Origin of the sequence: Stenotrophomonas sp. TWI273, assembly GCF_039674765.1 — a bacterium.
In the GTDB taxonomy this organism is placed as follows: domain Bacteria; phylum Pseudomonadota; class Gammaproteobacteria; order Xanthomonadales; family Xanthomonadaceae; genus Stenotrophomonas.
This window is the reverse complement of the sequence record NZ_JBDJOA010000001.1, coordinates 88,614-106,329: the sequence shown is the minus strand read 5'-3', so window position 1 is coordinate 106,329 and position 17,716 is coordinate 88,614. Positions and strand designations below refer to the sequence as shown.

Genomic DNA, 17,716 nt, shown 5'->3' with positions numbered 1-17,716 from the left:
GGCGAATCCGGGCAAGGATCCGCATCCGTCCGACCACGTCTTTCAGGTCGTCGATCCAGTCTTTGAATTCCTGGGTGCGTTTCACATCCACGCGGACAACTGTTGCCCACCGACTACAGTTCATCAAAGCGCTTTGGGGCCGATCCGCTTTACGCGCGCGGTCAACACTGTTCGTGACGCTGAATACGCACCCCTGCTGCTCGCCTGAAGGCCCCCCTCTTGCCGCCCAGAATCCACGGTGGTAGCTTGTAATTACAGCGTAATTATGAAGAGACGGCAGATGGCTCGAGACTGGAACACGCTGGCGAACCGCCGCCAGGCAAGGCTGCAGCGGGCCACGGATGGCGGGCTCGGGCGCCTGGTGCCGCATGCCGAGGTGCCGCGGCTCCTGCATACCGTGCTCGAACCGGGCGACCGGGTCTGCCTGGAGGGCAACAACCAGAAGCAGGCCGATTTCCTCGCCGAGTGCCTGGCCCAGCTCGATCCCGCGCAGGTCCACGGCCTGCACATGGTCCAATCCGTGCTCTCCCTGGCCTCGCACCTGGACGTCTTCGAGCGCGGCATCGCCCAGCGCCTGGACTTCTCCTTCTCGGGTCCGCAGAGCGGCCGGCTGGCCAATCTCGTCGCCGAGGGCCGGATCGAGATCGGGGCGATCCACACCTATCTCGAACTGTTCGGCCGCTACTTCATCGATCTCACCCCGCAGGTCGCGCTGATCGCTGCCCAGGCCGCCGACCGCCACGGCAATCTCTATACCGGCCCCAACACTGAAGACACCCCGGTGATCGTGGAGGCCACCGCGTTCCGGGGCGGCATCGTGATCGCCCAGGTCAACGAGATCGTCGACACCCTCCCCCGCGTCGATATTCCGGCCGATTGGGTCAACTTCGTCACCGAGGCGCCGCGCCCGAACTACATCGAGCCGTTGTTCACCCGCGACCCGGCCCAGATCTCCGAGATCCAGGTGTTGATGGCGATGATGGCCATCAAGGGCATCTACGCCGAGTACGGCGTGCAGCGCCTCAACCACGGCATCGGTTTCGATACCGCGGCGATTGAGCTGCTGCTGCCCACGTATGCCGAATCACTGGGGTTGAAGGGCAAGATAGGCACGCACTGGGCACTCAATCCGCATCCGGCACTGATCCCGGCGATCGAATCAGGCTTCGTGCAGTCCGTGCATTCGTTCGGCTCGGAGCTGGGCATGGAGCGCTACATCGAAGCGCGCTCGGATGTGTTCTTCACCGGCAGCGACGGCAGCATGCGCTCCAACCGCGCCTTCTCGCAGACCGCCGGTCTGTACGCCTGCGACATGTTCATCGGTTCCACGCTGCAGATCGATCTGCAGGGCAACAGTTCCACCGCCACCCGTGATCGCATCGCCGGCTTCGGCGGCGCGCCCAACATGGGCTCGGATGCCCGCGGCCGCCGCCATGCCAGCCCGGCCTGGCTCAAGGCCGGCCAAGAGGCGGCGCTGCCCGGGCAGATGCCACGCGGGCGCAAGCTGGTCGTGCAGATGGTGGAAACCTTCCGCGAGCACATGGCGCCGGCCTTCGTCGACCGCCTCGATGCCTGGGAGCTGGCCGAGCGCGCGCAGATGCCGCTGCCGCCGGTGATGATCTACGGCGATGACGTCACCCACGTACTGACCGAAGAAGGCATCGCCAATCTGCTGCTGTGCCGCAGCCCGGAGGAACGCGAACAGGCGATCCGCGGCGTGGCCGGCTACACCGCGGTCGGCCTGGGCCGTGACCGCGCGATGGTCGAGAACCTGCGCGACCGCGGCATCATCCGCCGCCCGGAAGACCTCGGCATCCGCACCCGCGACGCCAGCCGAGACCTGCTTGCCGCGCGCTCGGTCAAGGATCTCGTGCGTTGGTCCGGTGGGTTGTACAACCCGCCCAAACGCTTCCGCAACTGGTAAGGGGCACGCCATGGAAACCCTGCGTTATCGCTTCCCCGGGCAGCACGATCTCACCGAGCGCGACCATCACGCGCTGGTCGGCGTGGTCGCCTCGGGCAATCTGGAAGTGCTGATCGAACCCACCCCGCTGGACGGTGCGATGGAGATCGAGGTGATCACCTCGGCCACCGGCTTCGACACCATCTGGCAGGCCGTGCTGGCCGACTTTGCCGCGCGCCACCCGCTGCGCAACGTGCGGTTGTCGATCAACGATGCCGGCGCGACACCGGCGGTGGTCAGCCTGCGGCTGCAGCAGGCGCTGGAAACCCTGCAGGAAGGAGACGCCGCGTGAGCAGTCACAGCTTTTACGAGGCCGATGCCCGCGAGCGTATCCACGGACTGCTCGATGCCGGCAGCTTCAGCGAGTTCGTGGGCCCGGCCCGCCGCATCATCAGCCCACACCTGGCCCAGCTGGATCAGCCCGGTGCCTTCGATGACGGCATCGTGGTCGGCACGGGCGGCTTGAGCGGTCGTCATGTCCTGATCGCTGCGCAGCAGGGCCAGTTCATGGGGGGTGGCGTCGGCGAAGTGCACGGCGCCAAGCTCACCGGGCTGCTGGAGCGTGCCGTTGCGGTGCGCCCGGAGGCGGTGCTGCTGCTGCTCGACAGTGGCGGCGTGCGGCTGCATGAAGCCAACGCCGGCCTGGTCGCCATCTCCGAGATCATGCGGGCGGTATTGGCCACCCGTGCCGCCGGGATTCCCGTGTTCGCCCTGATCGGCAGCGGCAACGGGGCATTCGGTGGGATGGGCATCGTTGCCCGCTGCTGCACGGCGGTGGTGATGTCCGAAGAAGGCCGTCTCTCGTTGTCCGGCCCGGAAGTGATCGAGACCGTACGCGGCGTGGAAGAGTTCGACTCGCGCGACCGTGCCCTGGTGTGGCGCGTGACCGGCGGCAAACACCGCTATCTGATCGGCGACGCCGTGCAGTTGGTTCCGGATCGCATCGAGGCGTTTACCGAGGCGGCACTGTCACTCATCGACGCCCACACAGAGACCGAAGACCCGTTGCAGGCCCTCGATCAGGCACACGCCCAGCTGGGCGCGCGGCTGCAGGCCTATGGCGGCTGCCGCGATGGCCTGGAGGTCTGGACGCTGCAGGGCATCGCCGATGCCGGGCGGCTGCCCCTGCTGGACACCGCTGACTTCCTTGATGCCGTCAAGGATAGGAGCCTGCCATGGAACTGACCCCGCTGCTGGATGCGCTGTTCCCGCTCGGCCATGCGGTCACCCGCGATGACGATGTACTGGGCGGTACGGCCACCACCGCTGCCGGCGACGTCACCGTCATCGGCACCGCCAACAAGCTGGAGGTGGGTGTCGACCACGCACTCGCGCTGGCAGCCACCGTGCTCGCCAGCACCCGCGCGCACCCGCAGCGGCCGATCGTGATGCTCGTCGATACCGCCGGTCAGCGTTTGGCGCGCCGCGATGAAATGCTCGGCATCAACAGCTACTTCGCGCACCTGGCGCGTACGCTGGATCTGGCCCGCCGCCGCGGTGCGCCGCTGGTCAGCCTGGTCTACGGTGAATCCGTCAGCGGCGGTTTCCTGTCGTTCGGGCTGATGGCCGACCGCATCTATGCCCTGCCCGAAGCGCAGGTGCGCGTGATGGATCTGCGCGCGATGGCGCGCGTCACCAAACAGCCGCTTGAGAAACTGCAGGCGCTGAGCCAGAGCTCGCCGGTGTTCGCGCCGGGCGTGGAGAACTACGTACGCATGGGCGCGGTGGAGGCCGTCTGGGAGGGCGATCTGGCGCAGGCCCTGGTCGATGCGCTCCACGCGCCTGTCTCCGGCGATCAGCGTCGCGCCCGTGGCGCCGAGCGTGGTGGCCGCCTGTTGGCGCGCGATGTCGCCGCTGCCGTGGCCGCAGGCGAGGCCTGAACCATGCGCCGTCACGACCTGGTCTGGCTCGCTCCGCAGGCACCGTGGCAGGTGCTGACCCCGGGCGCGGATGCGCGCCTGCGGGCGTGGGCCCAAGCGCGCCTGCCCTTTGTCGTGGCGCGACGCGATCCGGTCACTGATGGCGATCAGCTGCGGCTGGGCGTGCCGTTGCCCTTGGCCGAGCGGCGCCAGCGGCTGTCTCTGCGGGTCGAACGCATCCACGTGCAGCGCACCGCACCGCCGCCGTTGCTGGCCGAGGTCGCCAAAGCACTGTCCGCCCCCTGGCGCGATGCACTGCGCCCTTTGCTGGCCGACCTGCTCGAACCCACCCGACCGCCCCGCGTGTTCGGCAGCTTCGCCTGGCAGGGCCTGACCGGCCTGCCGTATCTGCACGCCGGCTCCGATCTGGACCTGCTCTGGGAGATCACCGATCACGCGCATGCCGCGGCGCTCACCGAACGCATGCGGCGCTGGGAACGCGAGCACGGCCTGCGCATCGATGGCGAGCTGCGCTTCCCCGCCGGGCGTTCCGTGAGCTGGCGCGAGTACACCGGCGATGCCGCCCGCCTCCTCGTCAAATCGGATGACGCCTGCTGGTTGTCCACACGCGATGCCCTGCTCACGCAGCCGGTGGCCGCATGAACGCCGTGCCCCGCCCCGCCCCGTTGCCACCGCCCTCCCCCACGGCGGCTGCGCATCGGCTGGCCCGGATGGCGATCACCAGCCTGCATGCCGAACTGGCCTGCGCCCCCAAACCCGGGCTGGTCACGCCATGGAGCCGCGGCAGCCACGATGACATGGACGCGGCCACCTTCCTGCGCAGCCTGTTCGCGCTGCGTGGCTACTTCGTGGCGGTCGCCGCCGCCGGTGCGCACAACGCGCCGTTCGATCATCTGCGCATGCTCGGCATCGAGGCGGAAACCGCAATGCTGCGGGCGACGGGTGGCATCAACACCCATCGCGGCGCGATTTTCAGTCTCGGCCTGCTGGTCGCCGCGTCCGCGCGTCTGCGTCATGTCGAGCATGCTGCGCCTCGAGGCACTGCGGTCTGTCATGCGGTACGCGGGTACTGGGCGCCCGCGCTGCTCGCCGCACCGTTGAACAGCGCCAGCCCTGGCCAGCGCGCCCGCCAGCGGCATGGCGTGCCCGGCGTGCGCGAACAGGCGGCGCAGGGATTCCCGCTGCTGCGCGAGGTCGCCCTGCCCACCCTGCAGGCCACCCTGCGCGCCACCGCTGACCGGCAGGCCGCGATGGTGCAGACACTGATGTCGCTCGTCGCGGTCACTACCGATCTCAACCTCCTGCATCGCGGCGGTGAACGCGGGCTGGCCTTTGCACAGCAGCAGGCACGTCGCTTCCTCGCCGAGGGCGGCGCGCTGGAATCCGGCTGGCGGGCACGGCTGGGGCCGGTGTGCGACGCATTCCAAGCACGTCGGCTCAGCCCGGGCGGCAGTGCCGATCTGCTGGCCTGCGCGTGGTTCCTGCACCTGCAGGAGCGCGCATGAGCCTGGTCCTGCTCTGTCCCGGTCAAGGCGGCCAGCATCCGGATATGTTCAAGCGGGTGCGCGGGAATCCGCAGGCGCAGCCGGTGCTCGATCTGGCCAGCGCGCTCCTCGGCGCACCGGTCGAACCATTGGCGGCCGACCCATCGCGCTTCCACAACGCAGTGGCCCAGCCGCTGGTCTGCGCCGCGGCGCTGGCACATTGGGCGGCGCTGCAGACGCAGCTGCCGCCCATCACCGCCGTCGCCGGCTACAGCGCCGGCGAGCTGGCCGCGCACGCGGTGGCGGGCAGCGTCGACACGGCCACCTGTCTGGCCCTGTCGCGCGAGCGTGCCCGGTTGATGGACGCTGCAGCGCCGGCCGATGCCGGTCTGCTGGCGGTGATCGGGCTGGACGAACGTCGCATCGCACGTCTGTGCGTGACGCACGGGGTGTTCCTGGCCATCGTCAATGGGCCCGATCACGTGGTCCTCGGCGGCCTGCGGCCTGCGCTGGAGGCCGTCGCCGCTGACGTGGCTGCCCACGGTGCCCGGACCGTCCCGCTGCCGGTGGACGTGCCCGCGCATACCCCGTTGCTGGCCGCAGCGGCGCTGGGCTTTGAGAAGCCGTTGCGCGCACTCCCACTGCACGCACCCCTGCTGCGCCTGCTGGCCGGCATCGATGGCCGCCTGGTCAGTGACGTCAGCCGTGTCGTGGCGACGTTGTCGGCGCAGATCGCCCAGCCGGTGCAATGGCAGGACGTGCTGCAGCAGGCGGTCGAGCGCGGTGGGCGCGTCTTCCTGGAGCTGGGCCCGGGCGCGGCGCTCAGCCGCCGGGTTCGCGACCTGCACCCGCAGCAGGAGGCGCGTTCCGTCGAGGATTTCCAGACGCTGGAGGGCGTCCTGGAGTGGGTGGACCGCGCATGCGCACGCGCATGAGGGTCCGCCGGTAACCGTTGCACCCCGTAACCCTCGATGGCGGGTCGCCATCATGCTGCACGCGTATCAAGTGTCTCGGGAGGGCGCATGAGTCCGCAAATCGCAACGATCATCGGCTTGGTGATCATGTTCATCGTGGCCACGGCCCTGCCCATCAACATGGGTGCCGTGGCATTCGCGCTGGCCTTCATCATCGGCGGCCTGTTCGTCGGGATGGAGGGCAAGGAGGTGTTGGCCGGCTTCCCGGGCGACCTGTTCCTGACCCTGGTCGGCATCACCTACCTGTTCGCCATCGCGCAGAAGAACGGCACCATCGATCTGCTCGTGCACTGGGCGGTCAAGGCGGTGCGCGGGCATATCGTCGCCATTCCGTGGGTGATGTTCGTCGTCACCGCGGTGCTGACCGCCTTCGGTGCGCTCGGCCCGGCCGCAGTGGCCATTATCGGCCCGGTCGCGCTGCGCTTTGCCAAGCAGTACAAGATCAACCCGCTGATGATGGGCCTGCTGGTGATCCACGGCGCGCAGGCAGGTGGCTTCTCGCCGATCAGCGTGTATGGCGGCATCACCAACCAGGTGGTGCAGAAAGCTGGCCTTGAAGTCACGGAAATGGCCGTGTTCCTGACCAGCCTGGGCTTCAACCTGCTGATGGGGATCATCTGCTTCTTCGCCTTTGGCGGGCTGGCCCTGATGCGTCGCGCACCAACCGCGACCGAGCCGTTGATCGCCGGCAGCCAGGCGTCCTCGCGCCAGTTTGCGATCGAAGGCCACGGCGCCCTGGTCTCGGCGGGCGGTGGCACGCTCTCCAATGATCCGGATGCGCTGGATGACGTGCGCATCAACCGCGAGCGCGTGTTCACCCTGATCGGCCTGCTCGGGCTGGGCATCGCGGCCCTGGTCTACAACCTCAACGTCGGCCTGGTCTCGATCACCGTCGCGGTGGTGCTGGCCCTGCTCTCGCCGAACTCGCAGAAGGGCGCGGTGGATGGCATCAGCTGGTCGACCGTGCTGCTGATCAGCGGCGTGGTTACCTACGTGGCCGTACTGCAGCAGGCCGGCGCGGTGGACTACATCGGCCATGGCGTGGGTGCGATCGGCATCCCGCTGCTGGGCGCGCTGCTGGTCTGCTACGTCGGTGGCATCGTCTCGGCGTTCGCCTCCTCGGCGGCGGTGCTGGGCGCCACGATTCCACTGGCGGTGCCGTTCCTGATGCAGGGGCATCTCAGCGCTGCCGGTGTGATCTGCGCACTGGCGATCTCCTCCACCGTGGTGGACGTCAGCCCGTTCTCGACCAACGGCGCACTGGTGGTTGCCTCGGCGGCGAAGGAAGAGCGCGAAGCCCTGTTCCGTCGCTTCCTGGTCTACAGCGGCCTGGTGGTGGCCTTCGGTCCGCTGCTGGCATGGCTGCTGTTCGTCGTGCCGGGCTGGATGTAAGCGCACGGCGGGTCTGCACCGGCAGGCCCGCCATGACCCGGTAGAATGCTGCACACCTGCCCATGAAGCCCTGCCATGCCCCTGGCCCCTGGTCCCCGCCTGTCCAAGAAACGCGTGCCGCTTTATGAAGAAGTGGCCGAGCGGCTGCGCCAGAAGATCTACGACTACGAGCTGCCACCGGGTGAATGGATCGACGAGCCGCTGCTCGCCGAAGAACTGGGCATCAGCCGCACCCCGCTGCGCGAGAGCCTGAAGCTACTGGCCGCTGAAGGCCTGGTGCAGCTCGATGCGGGCCGCGGCAGCCGGGTCACCCGGCTGACCCTGGAAGACCTCAACCAGCTTTTTCCGGTGATGGCGATGCTGGAAGGCCGCTGCGTGCATGAGGCGGTCAAGCGCATCGATGAAGCGGGCGTGGTCCAGCTGCAGGCGCTGCACGATGCCATGGAAGTCGCCGCGGCCGCGGGCGACCTGGCCGAGTACTACCGCAACAACTATCTGATCCACGAAAGCCTGCAGACCCATGCCGGCAACCCGTGGCTGATCCGCGTCACCCACGACCTGCATCGCATCCTGAAGATGCATCGCGGCCGCCAGTTGCTCACGCCGGGCCGCATGGCCCAGTCACTGGCCGAGCATCGCGCCTTGATGGCATGCATCCGCAACCGTGATGCCGAAGCCGCCGAGCAGATGATGAACCGCCATCTGCTCAGTCAAGGCGAAGCATTGGCGGCCTATGTGGCAGCCGGTGGCCAGTTGAACGTGCCCGCGCCGCTGCCCCGGCAGGGTGGCCTCTAGTCGCGCAGCAGCGCGCTCGGACGACGCCGCTATGCCAGCTCCACCGTCAGCCGGGTCAGTGATTGGCCCAACAGGTGCAGGCGGATCTGATCCAGGCTGGTGAAGTAACAGACCGTGTCCGTCCCGGCCAGATGATAGATCCCCCGCTCCCCCCCGAGCAGCACGAATTTTTCCTGGTCGACCAGATACTGGGCGACCGGTGGCACGCCCTGTGCCTTGAGCCCGTCGATATCGATCGGCTCAAGTGCGTCGAGATCCTGCAGTGCGGTGGTCATGGTGCGGAAACATCCTTTGGGGTGCCTCGATCTTAGGCAGGTGCGCAGCAGCAGGGCGTGGATTGATCGTGATGGCCACGAGAGCATCGCGCAGGGCCACTCACGCCACCGGCCGCGCGTCCAGGCGCATGGCCTTCCAGCGCGACGCGGTAGCGCGCAATAATCGATGAGAACGGCAACGTCACGGCGATGTGCGGCATCTACCCTGTCCAGCTGATTGAGACGTCCATCCGCGGCACCCGTCGGGGCATCCCCGATAGGCAAGGACTATTTCATAGGCGCGCCATGCGACGCGCTGCAACGCCGTGCGCTACTGCGGCTTTCGTACTCGTTGCATATCGTGACCGGTGCGGGGCGTGTATCTCTGACGAACATGCGCTTGCCCTCGCGTTCTGCGCGCGGTAGTCGCCGGACCCTTAGAGATATCCATGTGACCACCGTCGCCCCATCGCGCGCCCTCGGCGCCCTCCTGTTGTTCAGCGGCATCGCCGCCGTCATTCTTTGCCTGGTCCTGCTGGCGCTGGCCACGCCGTCCCATCGCCGCCCGGTGTTCCGGCTGGCGATCGGCCCGCAGATGGCGACGCCGTATGGTCTCGGTGGGTCGCCATTGAACGGAGGGCCGAGCGCCTACGCAGAAGCGCTGGAGGCCCATGTTGGCATCCGGCTCGAGCTGCACCGCTCGCCCTCCATCGAGCGTGCCATCGACCTGCTTCGGACCGGTGAGGTGGATGGCGTCGCATTCTCGCTGCCGTCGACCCGCGCACTGCTGCCGGCCTCGGCGGTCGTCTCCGCACCGTTCTACACCGGCACTTCCGTGCTGGTCACTCGCCGCAGTTCGGATCACGCTCCGCTCGCCGCATTGGCGGGTCGCCGCTTGGCAGTGATCGACAATGGCGAGTACCGCGCCTTTCTGGCACGCAACCATCCAGGCATCCAGGTCCTGCCCATGGCCTCACCGGGCGACATGCTGGCGGCGCTGGACAGCGGCACGGCCGACGCGGCACTGGGCGGCGATGCCATTCTGGTGCCACTGACCCGGCGCGATCACAATGCCATCCTGCAGGTGCACCCCGCGCCCGATGCGCCACCGGTGGAGCTGCGCGTGGCATCGGTGCCGCGGCGTGCGGCCGATGTTGCCGCAGCCCACGACGCACTGGGTGCGCTGCCCTCGACCATCCACACCGACATCCTCGAGCGTACGCTCGATGCCATCTACCGCGCGCCGCCCACGATCCGCGCGGTCGCCCTCTACTACCGCGTCCCCATCGTGGTCTGCTGCCTGGTGATGCTGACGATCCTGCTGAGCATGCTGCGGGCCTATCGCATGACACGCCGCGCCGCCGCCCGCCAGGCCGAGGCCGCCCGCATCCTGACGCTGGTCAACCATGAGCTCCGCAACAGTGCGTCGTCCGTGATCTCGGCGATCGACCTTGCCGAGGCCGAGCCGGTGCAACCTTTGCGCGAACAGCATTTCGCATCCGCGCGCTCGGCCGCCGATGCCTTGCGGCACACGCTGACCAATGCCCTGGAATTCATGTTTCACGAGGCCACCCATCGTCACAGCGCCGGCGCCTGCCATCGCGCGCATGCCGTGCTGGTGGAGTGCATCTCCGGAATGCGGCCGCTGGCGCTGTCCAAGGGACTGCAGCTGCGCCTGGCCCTGGAAGGGCCCGATGCCACGGTCACGCAGTGCGATGCGCGTGCCCTCCACCACATTGCCAGCAATCTGATCTCCAACGCCATCAAGTTCTCGGACACCGGGGTGATCGGCGTCCGACTGGGCTTCCTGCGCGGCGTCGGCGAGCTCGGCCAGATCAGCATGCGGGTCACTGACACCGGCCCGGGCATTGCCACGGAAGATATCGAACGCATCTTCCTGGCGTTCAGTGGCACCGCCCAGGGCCGGCGCAAGCTGGGCACCGGCATCGGGTTGAGCTTGTGCCGCCGGATCGCCATCAGCCAGGGCGGTGACATCGCCGTGGTCAGCAAGCTCGGCCGCGGCTCGACGTTCATCGCCACGTTGCGCGGGCGGCGCGAGGCAACCACTGCAGCACCGGCGGCAACCCTGGATTGCCCACGGGCGCTGGTGATCGAGGATCAGCCAGCCATTGCCGAGATCATCCGGCGCAGGCTGCACAGTCAGCAGTTCGAGGTCTCGATGGCCCACACCGGCGCCAGTGCCCTGGCCAGCCTCGCTGCGGAGGGTCCGTTCGCGCTGATCACGCTGGACGGCGACCTGATGGACCAGACCGGAAGCGCCATTGCCGTTGCCATCAGGCGCATGGAAAGCCGTCACGGCTGGCCGGCCGCCCGCCTGATCTCCCTGTCCGGCGCAACGGAAGACGGCGATCGCCAAGGTTATGCGGGCACCGATGTGCACCGCTTTCTATCCAAACCGGTGGCGTGGTGCGAGTTCGATGCTGCCGTGCGGCCGGGGCCGTCGCCGGCGCCCCGCGCGGCCCCTGTCGGCGGTGCACACGGGCTGGATGTCATGGCGATCTATGCCACCCAGATGCAGGTGGACCTCACCGATCTGGAAACGGTGATCGCCGCGGGCAACTGGCGGCGCGCACTGGCCATGGCACACCGCATCCAGGGCGCAGCGTCGATGGTCGGCGACAAGAATGCGGTTGCTGCGATATGCGCGCTGCAGACCTGTCTGAAGATCCACGCGATCAATGGCGACCCAGCCGATCAAGACCTGACGCAGTTGGCGATCCTGCTCGCCCGCCTGCGTGATGCTGCCAACGGCGGCGACACGCACCCCCCGACTTCGTCAGGCTGAGCCGCACGCAGGGCCCGCGGGGTCGCGCCCCTGACGGCGGGGCGCGTTCTCTGGAGATCGGCAGCTGCCCACCCGCGAGGGCGCCACGGGGGGCGGTCATCGGTTGTCTCCGACCGGCGAAGACCCGGCCGCAGCAGGGCCAGGCCATTCGCGGAAACCCGCGCAAGCAGGCCCCAAAACGCAGACTCCCCGGCGCGCAGATGCGAACCGGGGAGTGCTGGAACCCGCAATGCCGGGGCGATTACCAACCGATACCAACACCCAGGCCAACGCTCTGCTCACCGCTGTTGGTAAACGCGCCGTTGAGGCTGAAGGTGGCCGAGCCCTTCTCGTTGAGCACCCGCTGGTAACCCACGGCCATGGCCGACTCGCCATCGCTGTAGCCTACGCCGGCACCGAGGCGGTTGTAGGTGGCCAGGCCGGCGGTGTTCATGGCCATCGCGCTCTGCGCGCTGTTCATCGCCGCCAGCCGGTTGAAGCGCTTGTCCATCTTGTCCAGACGCTGTTCGACCCCTTTGATCGCGTCATCGGTGTACTCGTTGGCGCGGGCGAGCATCTTCTCCAGATCGGCGGTGCTGACCTGCGGCGTGGGAGTGGGTGCAGGGGCCGGTGCGTCGGCCTTGGACGGCTTGCCGCCTTCGTCGGCACTGGCGATGCGACCCCCACCATCTCCGGCAGAGGCGGCCTCCGGCGTACCCGATGCCGCGCCACTGCCTTCCTCCTCCGCAGCCACGGGCGGCGTAGGTGCACTGGCGGTCGCCATTGCGCGACCTTGCAGCGGGGTGTCAACGCGCTGTTCCAGACCGTCGATGCGGCCATCCAGGCGCTGCTCCATGGCATGCAACTGGCCGCCGTTGACCGCATCCCGGCTGCCGGGTGCGATCAGACCGTTGGCCACGTTGCCGAGCACCATGCCGTTGGCGCCGGCCAGGTTGAGCTGGTTGAGGCCGTCAGTGCGGGTGGCGGGGCTGTCCTGGAAGACCGAGCGAAGTTGGTGCTCGACGTTGCCGACGCGGGTACTGTTGGATATCACGGCACTGTCTAGCGCGGTCAGAGCGTCGCCCACGGTTTGCTGCAAGCCGCCTTGTACGGCGAACGTCGAACCTACAACATTGCCGACGGAATCAATACTTGCACCGCCGCCCAATGTGGACAGAGCTCTGTCGAGCTGGGAGACAGTGGCTGCATCACTGGGGCTACGCCCATCTGCGACGTTAATCAGCCGCCGTTGCAGATTGCTGTGCCCAAAAGACACGACACCTGCTTCCCTGGCGATCGAGGACGATCCAAGCGCAAGGCTCCCTTCGGCACCCGCTTCGACGCGAGAGTACGCCCCCAATGCAATGCCATCGACGGAGTAGACGTTCGATCCAACTAGAGCAGCAAATCCCCTGTCGCCCGAAGATCCTACATTTGCACCGCGGCCTAAGGCAACCGAGTCTCTCGCCTGCGCTGAGGTATAGCTACCTATTGCTGTCCCCCCCTCTGACGAGGACGTAAACGAGCCATCGCCAATTGCAACGCCCATCTTTCCCGCCTGAGCCGCCTGGCTTTCGCCATCAGCCCACACGGCAACGTAGCGGCTGCCGACTTCGAGTTCTCCAAGGCGTGAATTCGTGGAGTACAGCTGGGAGCCATTAATCACATCACGGCTCCCATTCGCAATTACTCCGTCAGCCACGCCCGTGACTGTCGATCCGCCGAAGTCGACCGCACCAGCTGATGTGCTAGTACGTCCGCTGCCCAGATTGTTCAGAGATGCATCTTCCCCACGGAGTTCATCCAGCGCAGTTCGATTTTCGGCTATATCCTGCTTTACAGCATGTAGCTGACTCCCATTAACTGCATCCCGACTACCGGGCCCCACGCGCCCGTCTGCAAGATTAGTCAGGATTGCACCTCCCGCCCCAGCCAAGACGACGTGATTGATACCGTCAGCTTGGACCGATGGGCTTGATTGGAAAACCGAGCGCAGTTGATATTCAATCGATCCCACTCGCGCGTCACCGTTGACCACCGCGTTGTCCAGAGCAGATAGCGCATCGCCCACGGTCTTTTGAGTATCCCCTTGGACGGTGTAGGTGGGGGAAATGACTTCGCCATTGGCATCAATCCCTGCATTTCCACCAAGAGTTTCCAAAGAATCATGCAACTGCCCGACGGATGCAGCATCACTTGTCGACCTACCTCGCGAAACGTTGACTATTCGCCGCTTGGTAGTCAAATTGCCAACGGAAACGACATTATCTTCAAGAGCTTCAGAGTACGCACCAAGCGCAATCGAACCAGCAGCGTTCGCCCTGACTTTCGCATAAGCGCCGAGAGCCACGCCAAACTCACGTTCGACTTCTGTCCCCGCCCCTAGCGCGAATCCTGCAGTAGCAGCCTCCTTTACCATGGCTCCCCGACCTAAAGCGACGGAGTTAGTTGCCAATGAACTGGAGTAGCTTCCGATTGCAGTGCCGCCCTCAGACGCCATTGACGCCTGTGCGCCATTTCCGATCGCGACGCCGAATATGCCGGCCTCCGCTGCTTCGGAATTGAGTTCTTGGCCGAGGGCAATGAGGCGTGCATCCGACTCCAACCCGCTCAAGCGCTCGTTTGTCGCGAACAACTGTCCACCGTTCACCGCATCCGTACTCGCCGCCGAGCTCACATCGCCCGCAGCCAGTCCACGCACCCGTCCACCATTCATATCGATGCTACCATCCGCAGCAAACTTCACCACACCGTCCAAGTCGGGATCGAAGTTCTCGAATTCGGTACGCAACGCATCCAGGTCACGACGGTTGCCCGTGATGCGCCCATCCTGCCCGGACAGCTGCAAGGCGTGCGTCGCCAGCACCCCTTCCTGGGCCGTCACTTTCTGCTGGGTACCGAACAACTGCTTGCCTGTAACCGCGTCGGTACTGGTCGCACTCAGGGTGCCATCCGCCACACCGCTCAGCTTGCGCGCTGCATTGGACTTGTTGCGCAGGTCCAGCGTGGTGCCGGTGTTTTGAGCACCCAAGCGCAGGTTTCCGCTTGCTGAGACCTGGCTGACCAGGCCTTCCAGCGCCGTCGCACGGCCTACCACACCGTCCGCCGTTCGCTGTGCGGCAGTTGCTGCCGTTTGCGCAGTGGCTGCCGCGTTCTGCGCTGCGGTCACATTGGTGTTGGTGACATTGAGCTGCTTCCCGGTTACCGCTTCGGTGCTGGTGGCACTCACGGTGCCATCAGCCACGCCGCTCAGTTTGCGTGCCGCGTTCGACTTGTTGCGGACGTCCAGAACGGTACCGGTGTTCTGCCCACCCAGGCGAAGGTTGCCCGTCGCCGACACCTGGCTGACCAGGCCCTCCAGCGCCGTCGTACGCGTCACTACTCCGTCCGCCGTTCGCTGTGCATCGGTCGCGGCGGTCTGTGCCGTCGTCGCAGCGCTGTGCGCTGCCGTCACGCTGGTGTTGGTAGCCGCGAGCTGCTTGCCGGTCACCGCCTCGGTGCTGGTGGCGCTCAGCGTTGCATCGGCCACGCCGCTGATCTTGCGGTTGGCGTTGGATTTGTTGCGCACATCCAGCGTCGTGCCCGTGTTCTGCGCGCCAAGACGCACAGGGCCAGCGACTGCCGTCTGGCTGACCAAGCCCTCCAACGCGGTTGCGCGGGTGGTCAGGGCATCGGCCGTGCGCTGGGCGGCACCCGCTGCGGTCTGCGCACTGGTGGCGGTGCTCTGTGCGGTGCCGACGAGGGTGTTGGTCGCGTGCAGCTGGCTGCCGGTGACCGCATCGGTACTGCCCGCGCCGATGGAGCCGTCCGCCACGTACTGGATCTTGCGCTTCCCGCTGGCGTTACCCACAGAAACCGAATTGTCCGAAGCGGTGACAGAGCCGGCGCCCAAGGCCACCGCATTGCCATGGGTGGCACTGCTGCGATCGCCCAGTGCCAGCGCACTGCCCCCGCCTGCCTTGGCCAGGTTCCCCACTGCCGTGGCGTAGCTGCCGGTCGCGACCGCCTCGCGGCCAACCGCCGTGGCCTGGTTGGCGGTCGCCTGCGCACTGAAGCCCAGCGCCGTGGCGTGCGTCCCCTGCGCCTTGGCCGAGGTGCCGCTGGCCAATGCGCCGGTGCCGGTGGCGGTGGCTTTATTGGCCGCCGTCATGGCGGTGCCGGTGGCCGTGGTGTTGGCGGCCACCGTCGCCTTGGCCGCAGCTCCGTCTGCAGCGGTCTTGGCTGCCGTAGCGGTGCTGGTGGCTGTGGTCACGGCCTGGTTGGTGGCGTGCAGCTGTTGGCCGGTCACTGCATCCGTGCTGCTGGCGCTCAACACGCCGTTGTCGATGTTCTGGATGCGGCGTTTGCCCCCGTTGCGGTTGGCCACGTCAACCACGCTGCCGGTATTTGCACCGCCCACCCGGATGGCGCTGCTGGCGGAGGTCTGGGTGACCAGGCCGGTTGCTGCCAGGGCACGGTCCGCCGTGGATTTGGCGGTGTTGGCGGTACCCAGAGCGGTTCTGGCGTCCACACTCACCGCGTTGAGTTGCCGCCCGTTTACTGCGTCGGTGCTGGTGGTGTTGACGTCGCCGTTGGCCACGTTGACGATCCGGCGCTTGCTGGTTGCATTGCCCACCGATACGGTGTTGGCAACGGACGCCACCGAGCCACGTCCCAACGCAACCGTGCCATTGGCACTGGTGCTGGCCTCGTGCCCGATGGCAATTCCGTCGTACTCCGCTCGCGAATTACCGCCAATGGCGATTGCGCCGGTCCAACCACTACTTCCGGCATAGGCATCGCCGCCGATGGCGATTTTGGCAATGCCGGCACCGTCGTGTGTCACGGCGCCGCTGCCCATGGCGACGGAGTTCTCCGAGTGTGCCTGTGCGCCGTTGCCGTAGACCGTTGCCCCTACTCCATTGGCAATCGCGTTGGTACCGACGGCAGTGTTGTAACCCCCATTGGTGGCTTTGACGTTGTAGCCGATGGCAACAATGCTGTCCCCACGTGTCGTGATGAGGTTTCCGTACCCAACCGAAAAGTTGCCGGTCAGGCTGGACCTTGAGCCAAGCACAACGAGATGATTCCCGTTGACCGTAGAGTTGGCATAGGACGTGTCTGTGGTAAGCGCAAGTTGTGAGACAGGCGTAGGTCCCGCGAATGGGGCGATTGCGCGACGTGGCGATATGGTGTCTGCGGAAGGTAAACCCAGGGCCGCCCGGACCGCCCACTCTTGGATAGCTTGCTCATGTTGCGCCTCCTCTTGGCCGGGGGGCTTGGTGGCCATCGCATCTGGCGCGAGCATCGAGAGCAGCACTGTCAAACCTGTGGCGCTCGCTGCTCGCCCCGCCTTGCCTTTGCGTGCGGCCAGCTCACTGGCGACTACCCAGCACTGCAGGGCGGTGGACCAGACACGGCGATAGATTTTGTTCATGAGAACTCCTTGGGGAACGAAACGAGATGGGAACCGCCCGGCATTGCGCAGCAGGCAGGTGTGGGGATTCAGGGCGCGAGGGTCTGCACGTGCTCACGATTGCCATCGCGCGTGAGCCGGTAGCGCAGCTGTACGGTGTGGCCCGGCTGCATGGCGAACGGCAGCGGCAGTGCGCTGCCGGGATACAGGCTGCGCGACAGGTCGTGCGCGGTGCATTGGCTGCCATCGCAGTCGGCGATGCTGGTGATGCCCAGGCGCAACGTGCCGACGTTGCGCAGCTGGTCGCCTTGCACACGAACGTCCACCGTGCCGTCGACGGGCAATACATTCACCAACGCCCCCCACACCAGGTTCACGCCAATGCTGGCCTGGGCGCCCTCGCCCGCGGCCTGGTCGCGTTCGTCCGGACCGCGCACGCCCTCGAAGTAGATGCGGTAAGCGGTCTCGGCCTGCACGGGCTGCAGCGGAATCACGCGGATCAGACGATTGCCACCGCCGGCCAGGGCAAACTTGCCCGGCGTGACCGCGATGGCCGCTTCGCTGGGATCGACGTCGACCTCATGCTCCTGGTCGCCAGCGGCGTCGACGATACGGCGCAAGGAGGTCTGGATGTACTGCGGCTGGGTGGACTGGGAATAGATGCGGATCTGCGTGCTGCGCTTGCCATCGACCGCCGCGCGCATGGGGTGCACGGTGAGATTGGCGTGTGCAGGTGCCGCCAGCAGCAGCGACAGGGACAACAGAACAAGGACTGGCATTTTCATGGAAGCTCC

At 66.7% G+C, this 17,716-nt stretch carries 13 protein-coding genes; 10 read left to right on the top strand and 3 right to left on the bottom strand.

Annotation, left to right across the window (positions count from 1 at the left end; translation table 11 throughout):
* Window positions 1-280 precede the first annotated feature (280 nt).
* From mdcA to ABE571_RS00340, 9 genes are all read left to right on the top strand, one after another.
* Window positions 281-1,924: a malonate decarboxylase subunit alpha gene (gene mdcA, locus ABE571_RS00380; RefSeq protein ID WP_346492973.1), complete on the top strand. Its 1,644-nt coding sequence runs from the start codon at window positions 281-283 to the stop codon at window positions 1,922-1,924.
* Window positions 1,925-1,934: 10 nt separating this feature from the next.
* Complete coding sequence (mdcC, locus tag ABE571_RS00375) at window positions 1,935-2,255, top strand: malonate decarboxylase acyl carrier protein (RefSeq protein WP_121036901.1); 321 nt, start codon at window positions 1,935-1,937, stop codon at window positions 2,253-2,255.
* The gene (locus ABE571_RS00370) at window positions 2,252-3,148 is read left to right on the top strand and encodes a biotin-independent malonate decarboxylase subunit beta (RefSeq protein WP_346492972.1); all 897 of its coding nucleotides are present in this window, start codon (window positions 2,252-2,254) and stop codon (window positions 3,146-3,148) included. The genes mdcC and ABE571_RS00370 overlap by 4 nt, the downstream gene beginning before the upstream one ends.
* The gene (gene mdcE / locus ABE571_RS00365; RefSeq protein WP_346492971.1) at window positions 3,139-3,843 is read left to right on the top strand and encodes a biotin-independent malonate decarboxylase subunit gamma; all 705 of its coding nucleotides are present in this window, start codon (window positions 3,139-3,141) and stop codon (window positions 3,841-3,843) included. Before ABE571_RS00370 ends, mdcE begins: the two co-directional genes overlap by 10 nt.
* Window positions 3,844-3,846: 3 nt before the next feature.
* Window positions 3,847-4,485, top strand: a complete 639-nt coding sequence (mdcG, locus tag ABE571_RS00360) for a malonate decarboxylase holo-[acyl-carrier-protein] synthase (RefSeq protein ID WP_346492970.1) — start codon at window positions 3,847-3,849, stop codon at window positions 4,483-4,485.
* A complete protein-coding gene (mdcB, locus tag ABE571_RS00355) occupies window positions 4,482-5,348 on the top strand; it encodes a triphosphoribosyl-dephospho-CoA synthase MdcB (RefSeq protein WP_313212165.1) in 867 nt (288 codons plus the stop codon). Before mdcG ends, mdcB begins: the two co-directional genes overlap by 4 nt.
* Window positions 5,345-6,262, top strand: coding sequence for a malonate decarboxylase subunit epsilon (gene mdcH, locus ABE571_RS00350; RefSeq protein WP_346492969.1), 918 nt, complete (start codon window positions 5,345-5,347; stop codon window positions 6,260-6,262). Before mdcB ends, mdcH begins: the two co-directional genes overlap by 4 nt.
* 87 nt (window positions 6,263-6,349) lie before the next feature.
* Complete coding sequence (locus ABE571_RS00345) at window positions 6,350-7,693, top strand: SLC13 family permease (protein WP_123729373.1); 1,344 nt, start codon at window positions 6,350-6,352, stop codon at window positions 7,691-7,693.
* A gap of 75 nt (window positions 7,694-7,768) precedes the next feature.
* Window positions 7,769-8,488, top strand: a complete 720-nt coding sequence (locus tag ABE571_RS00340) for a GntR family transcriptional regulator (RefSeq protein ID WP_346480935.1) — start codon at window positions 7,769-7,771, stop codon at window positions 8,486-8,488.
* 29 nt (window positions 8,489-8,517) lie between these two features.
* Here the strand turns inward: ABE571_RS00340 and ABE571_RS00335 are convergent, their stop codons facing one another.
* On the bottom strand, window positions 8,518-8,763 hold the full coding sequence (locus tag ABE571_RS00335; protein ID WP_346492968.1) for a hypothetical protein: 246 nt from the start codon (window positions 8,761-8,763) through the stop codon (window positions 8,518-8,520).
* A 430-nt stretch (window positions 8,764-9,193) separates the two neighbouring features.
* Here ABE571_RS00335 and ABE571_RS00330 point away from each other — a divergent pair, with 430 nt between their 5' ends.
* A complete protein-coding gene (locus ABE571_RS00330; RefSeq protein ID WP_346492967.1) occupies window positions 9,194-11,548 on the top strand; it encodes an ATP-binding protein in 2,355 nt (784 codons plus the stop codon).
* Window positions 11,549-11,789: 241 nt separating this feature from the next.
* On the opposite strand, the gene ABE571_RS00325 is transcribed toward ABE571_RS00330, so the two are convergent.
* Both ABE571_RS00325 and ABE571_RS00320 read right to left on the bottom strand, forming a co-directional pair.
* Entirely contained in the window at window positions 11,790-16,943 is a 5,154-nt protein-coding gene (locus ABE571_RS00325; RefSeq protein WP_346492966.1) for an ESPR-type extended signal peptide-containing protein, read from the bottom strand.
* A gap of 68 nt (window positions 16,944-17,011) precedes the next feature.
* Window positions 17,012-17,707 (bottom strand): pilus assembly protein, encoded by a 696-nt coding sequence (locus tag ABE571_RS00320; RefSeq protein WP_346492965.1) that lies wholly within the window; start codon window positions 17,705-17,707, stop codon window positions 17,012-17,014.
* Window positions 17,708-17,716: the final 9 nt, after the last annotated feature.

Bases quoted from the DNA above. Each gene is read 5' to 3' on its own strand.
- mdcC (WP_121036901.1), top strand. From the start codon at position 1,935: ATGGAAACCCTGCGTTATCGCTTCCCCGGGCAGCACGATCTCACCGAG.
- mdcA (WP_346492973.1), top strand. From the start codon at position 281: ATGGCTCGAGACTGGAACACGCTGGCGAACCGCCGCCAGGCAAGGCTG.
- ABE571_RS00345 (WP_123729373.1), top strand. From the start codon at position 6,350: ATGAGTCCGCAAATCGCAACGATCATCGGCTTGGTGATCATGTTCATC.
- mdcG (WP_346492970.1), top strand. From the start codon at position 3,847: ATGCGCCGTCACGACCTGGTCTGGCTCGCTCCGCAGGCACCGTGGCAG.
- ABE571_RS00325 (WP_346492966.1), bottom strand. From the start codon at position 16,943: ATGAACAAAATCTATCGCCGTGTCTGGTCCACCGCCCTGCAGTGCTGG.
- mdcH (WP_346492969.1), top strand. From the start codon at position 5,345: ATGAGCCTGGTCCTGCTCTGTCCCGGTCAAGGCGGCCAGCATCCGGAT.
- ABE571_RS00320 (WP_346492965.1), bottom strand. From the start codon at position 17,707: ATGAAAATGCCAGTCCTTGTTCTGTTGTCCCTGTCGCTGCTGCTGGCG.
- ABE571_RS00340 (WP_346480935.1), top strand. From the start codon at position 7,769: ATGCCCCTGGCCCCTGGTCCCCGCCTGTCCAAGAAACGCGTGCCGCTT.
- mdcE (WP_346492971.1), top strand. From the start codon at position 3,139: ATGGAACTGACCCCGCTGCTGGATGCGCTGTTCCCGCTCGGCCATGCG.
- ABE571_RS00335 (WP_346492968.1), bottom strand. From the start codon at position 8,763: ATGACCACCGCACTGCAGGATCTCGACGCACTTGAGCCGATCGATATC.
- mdcB (WP_313212165.1), top strand. From the start codon at position 4,482: ATGAACGCCGTGCCCCGCCCCGCCCCGTTGCCACCGCCCTCCCCCACG.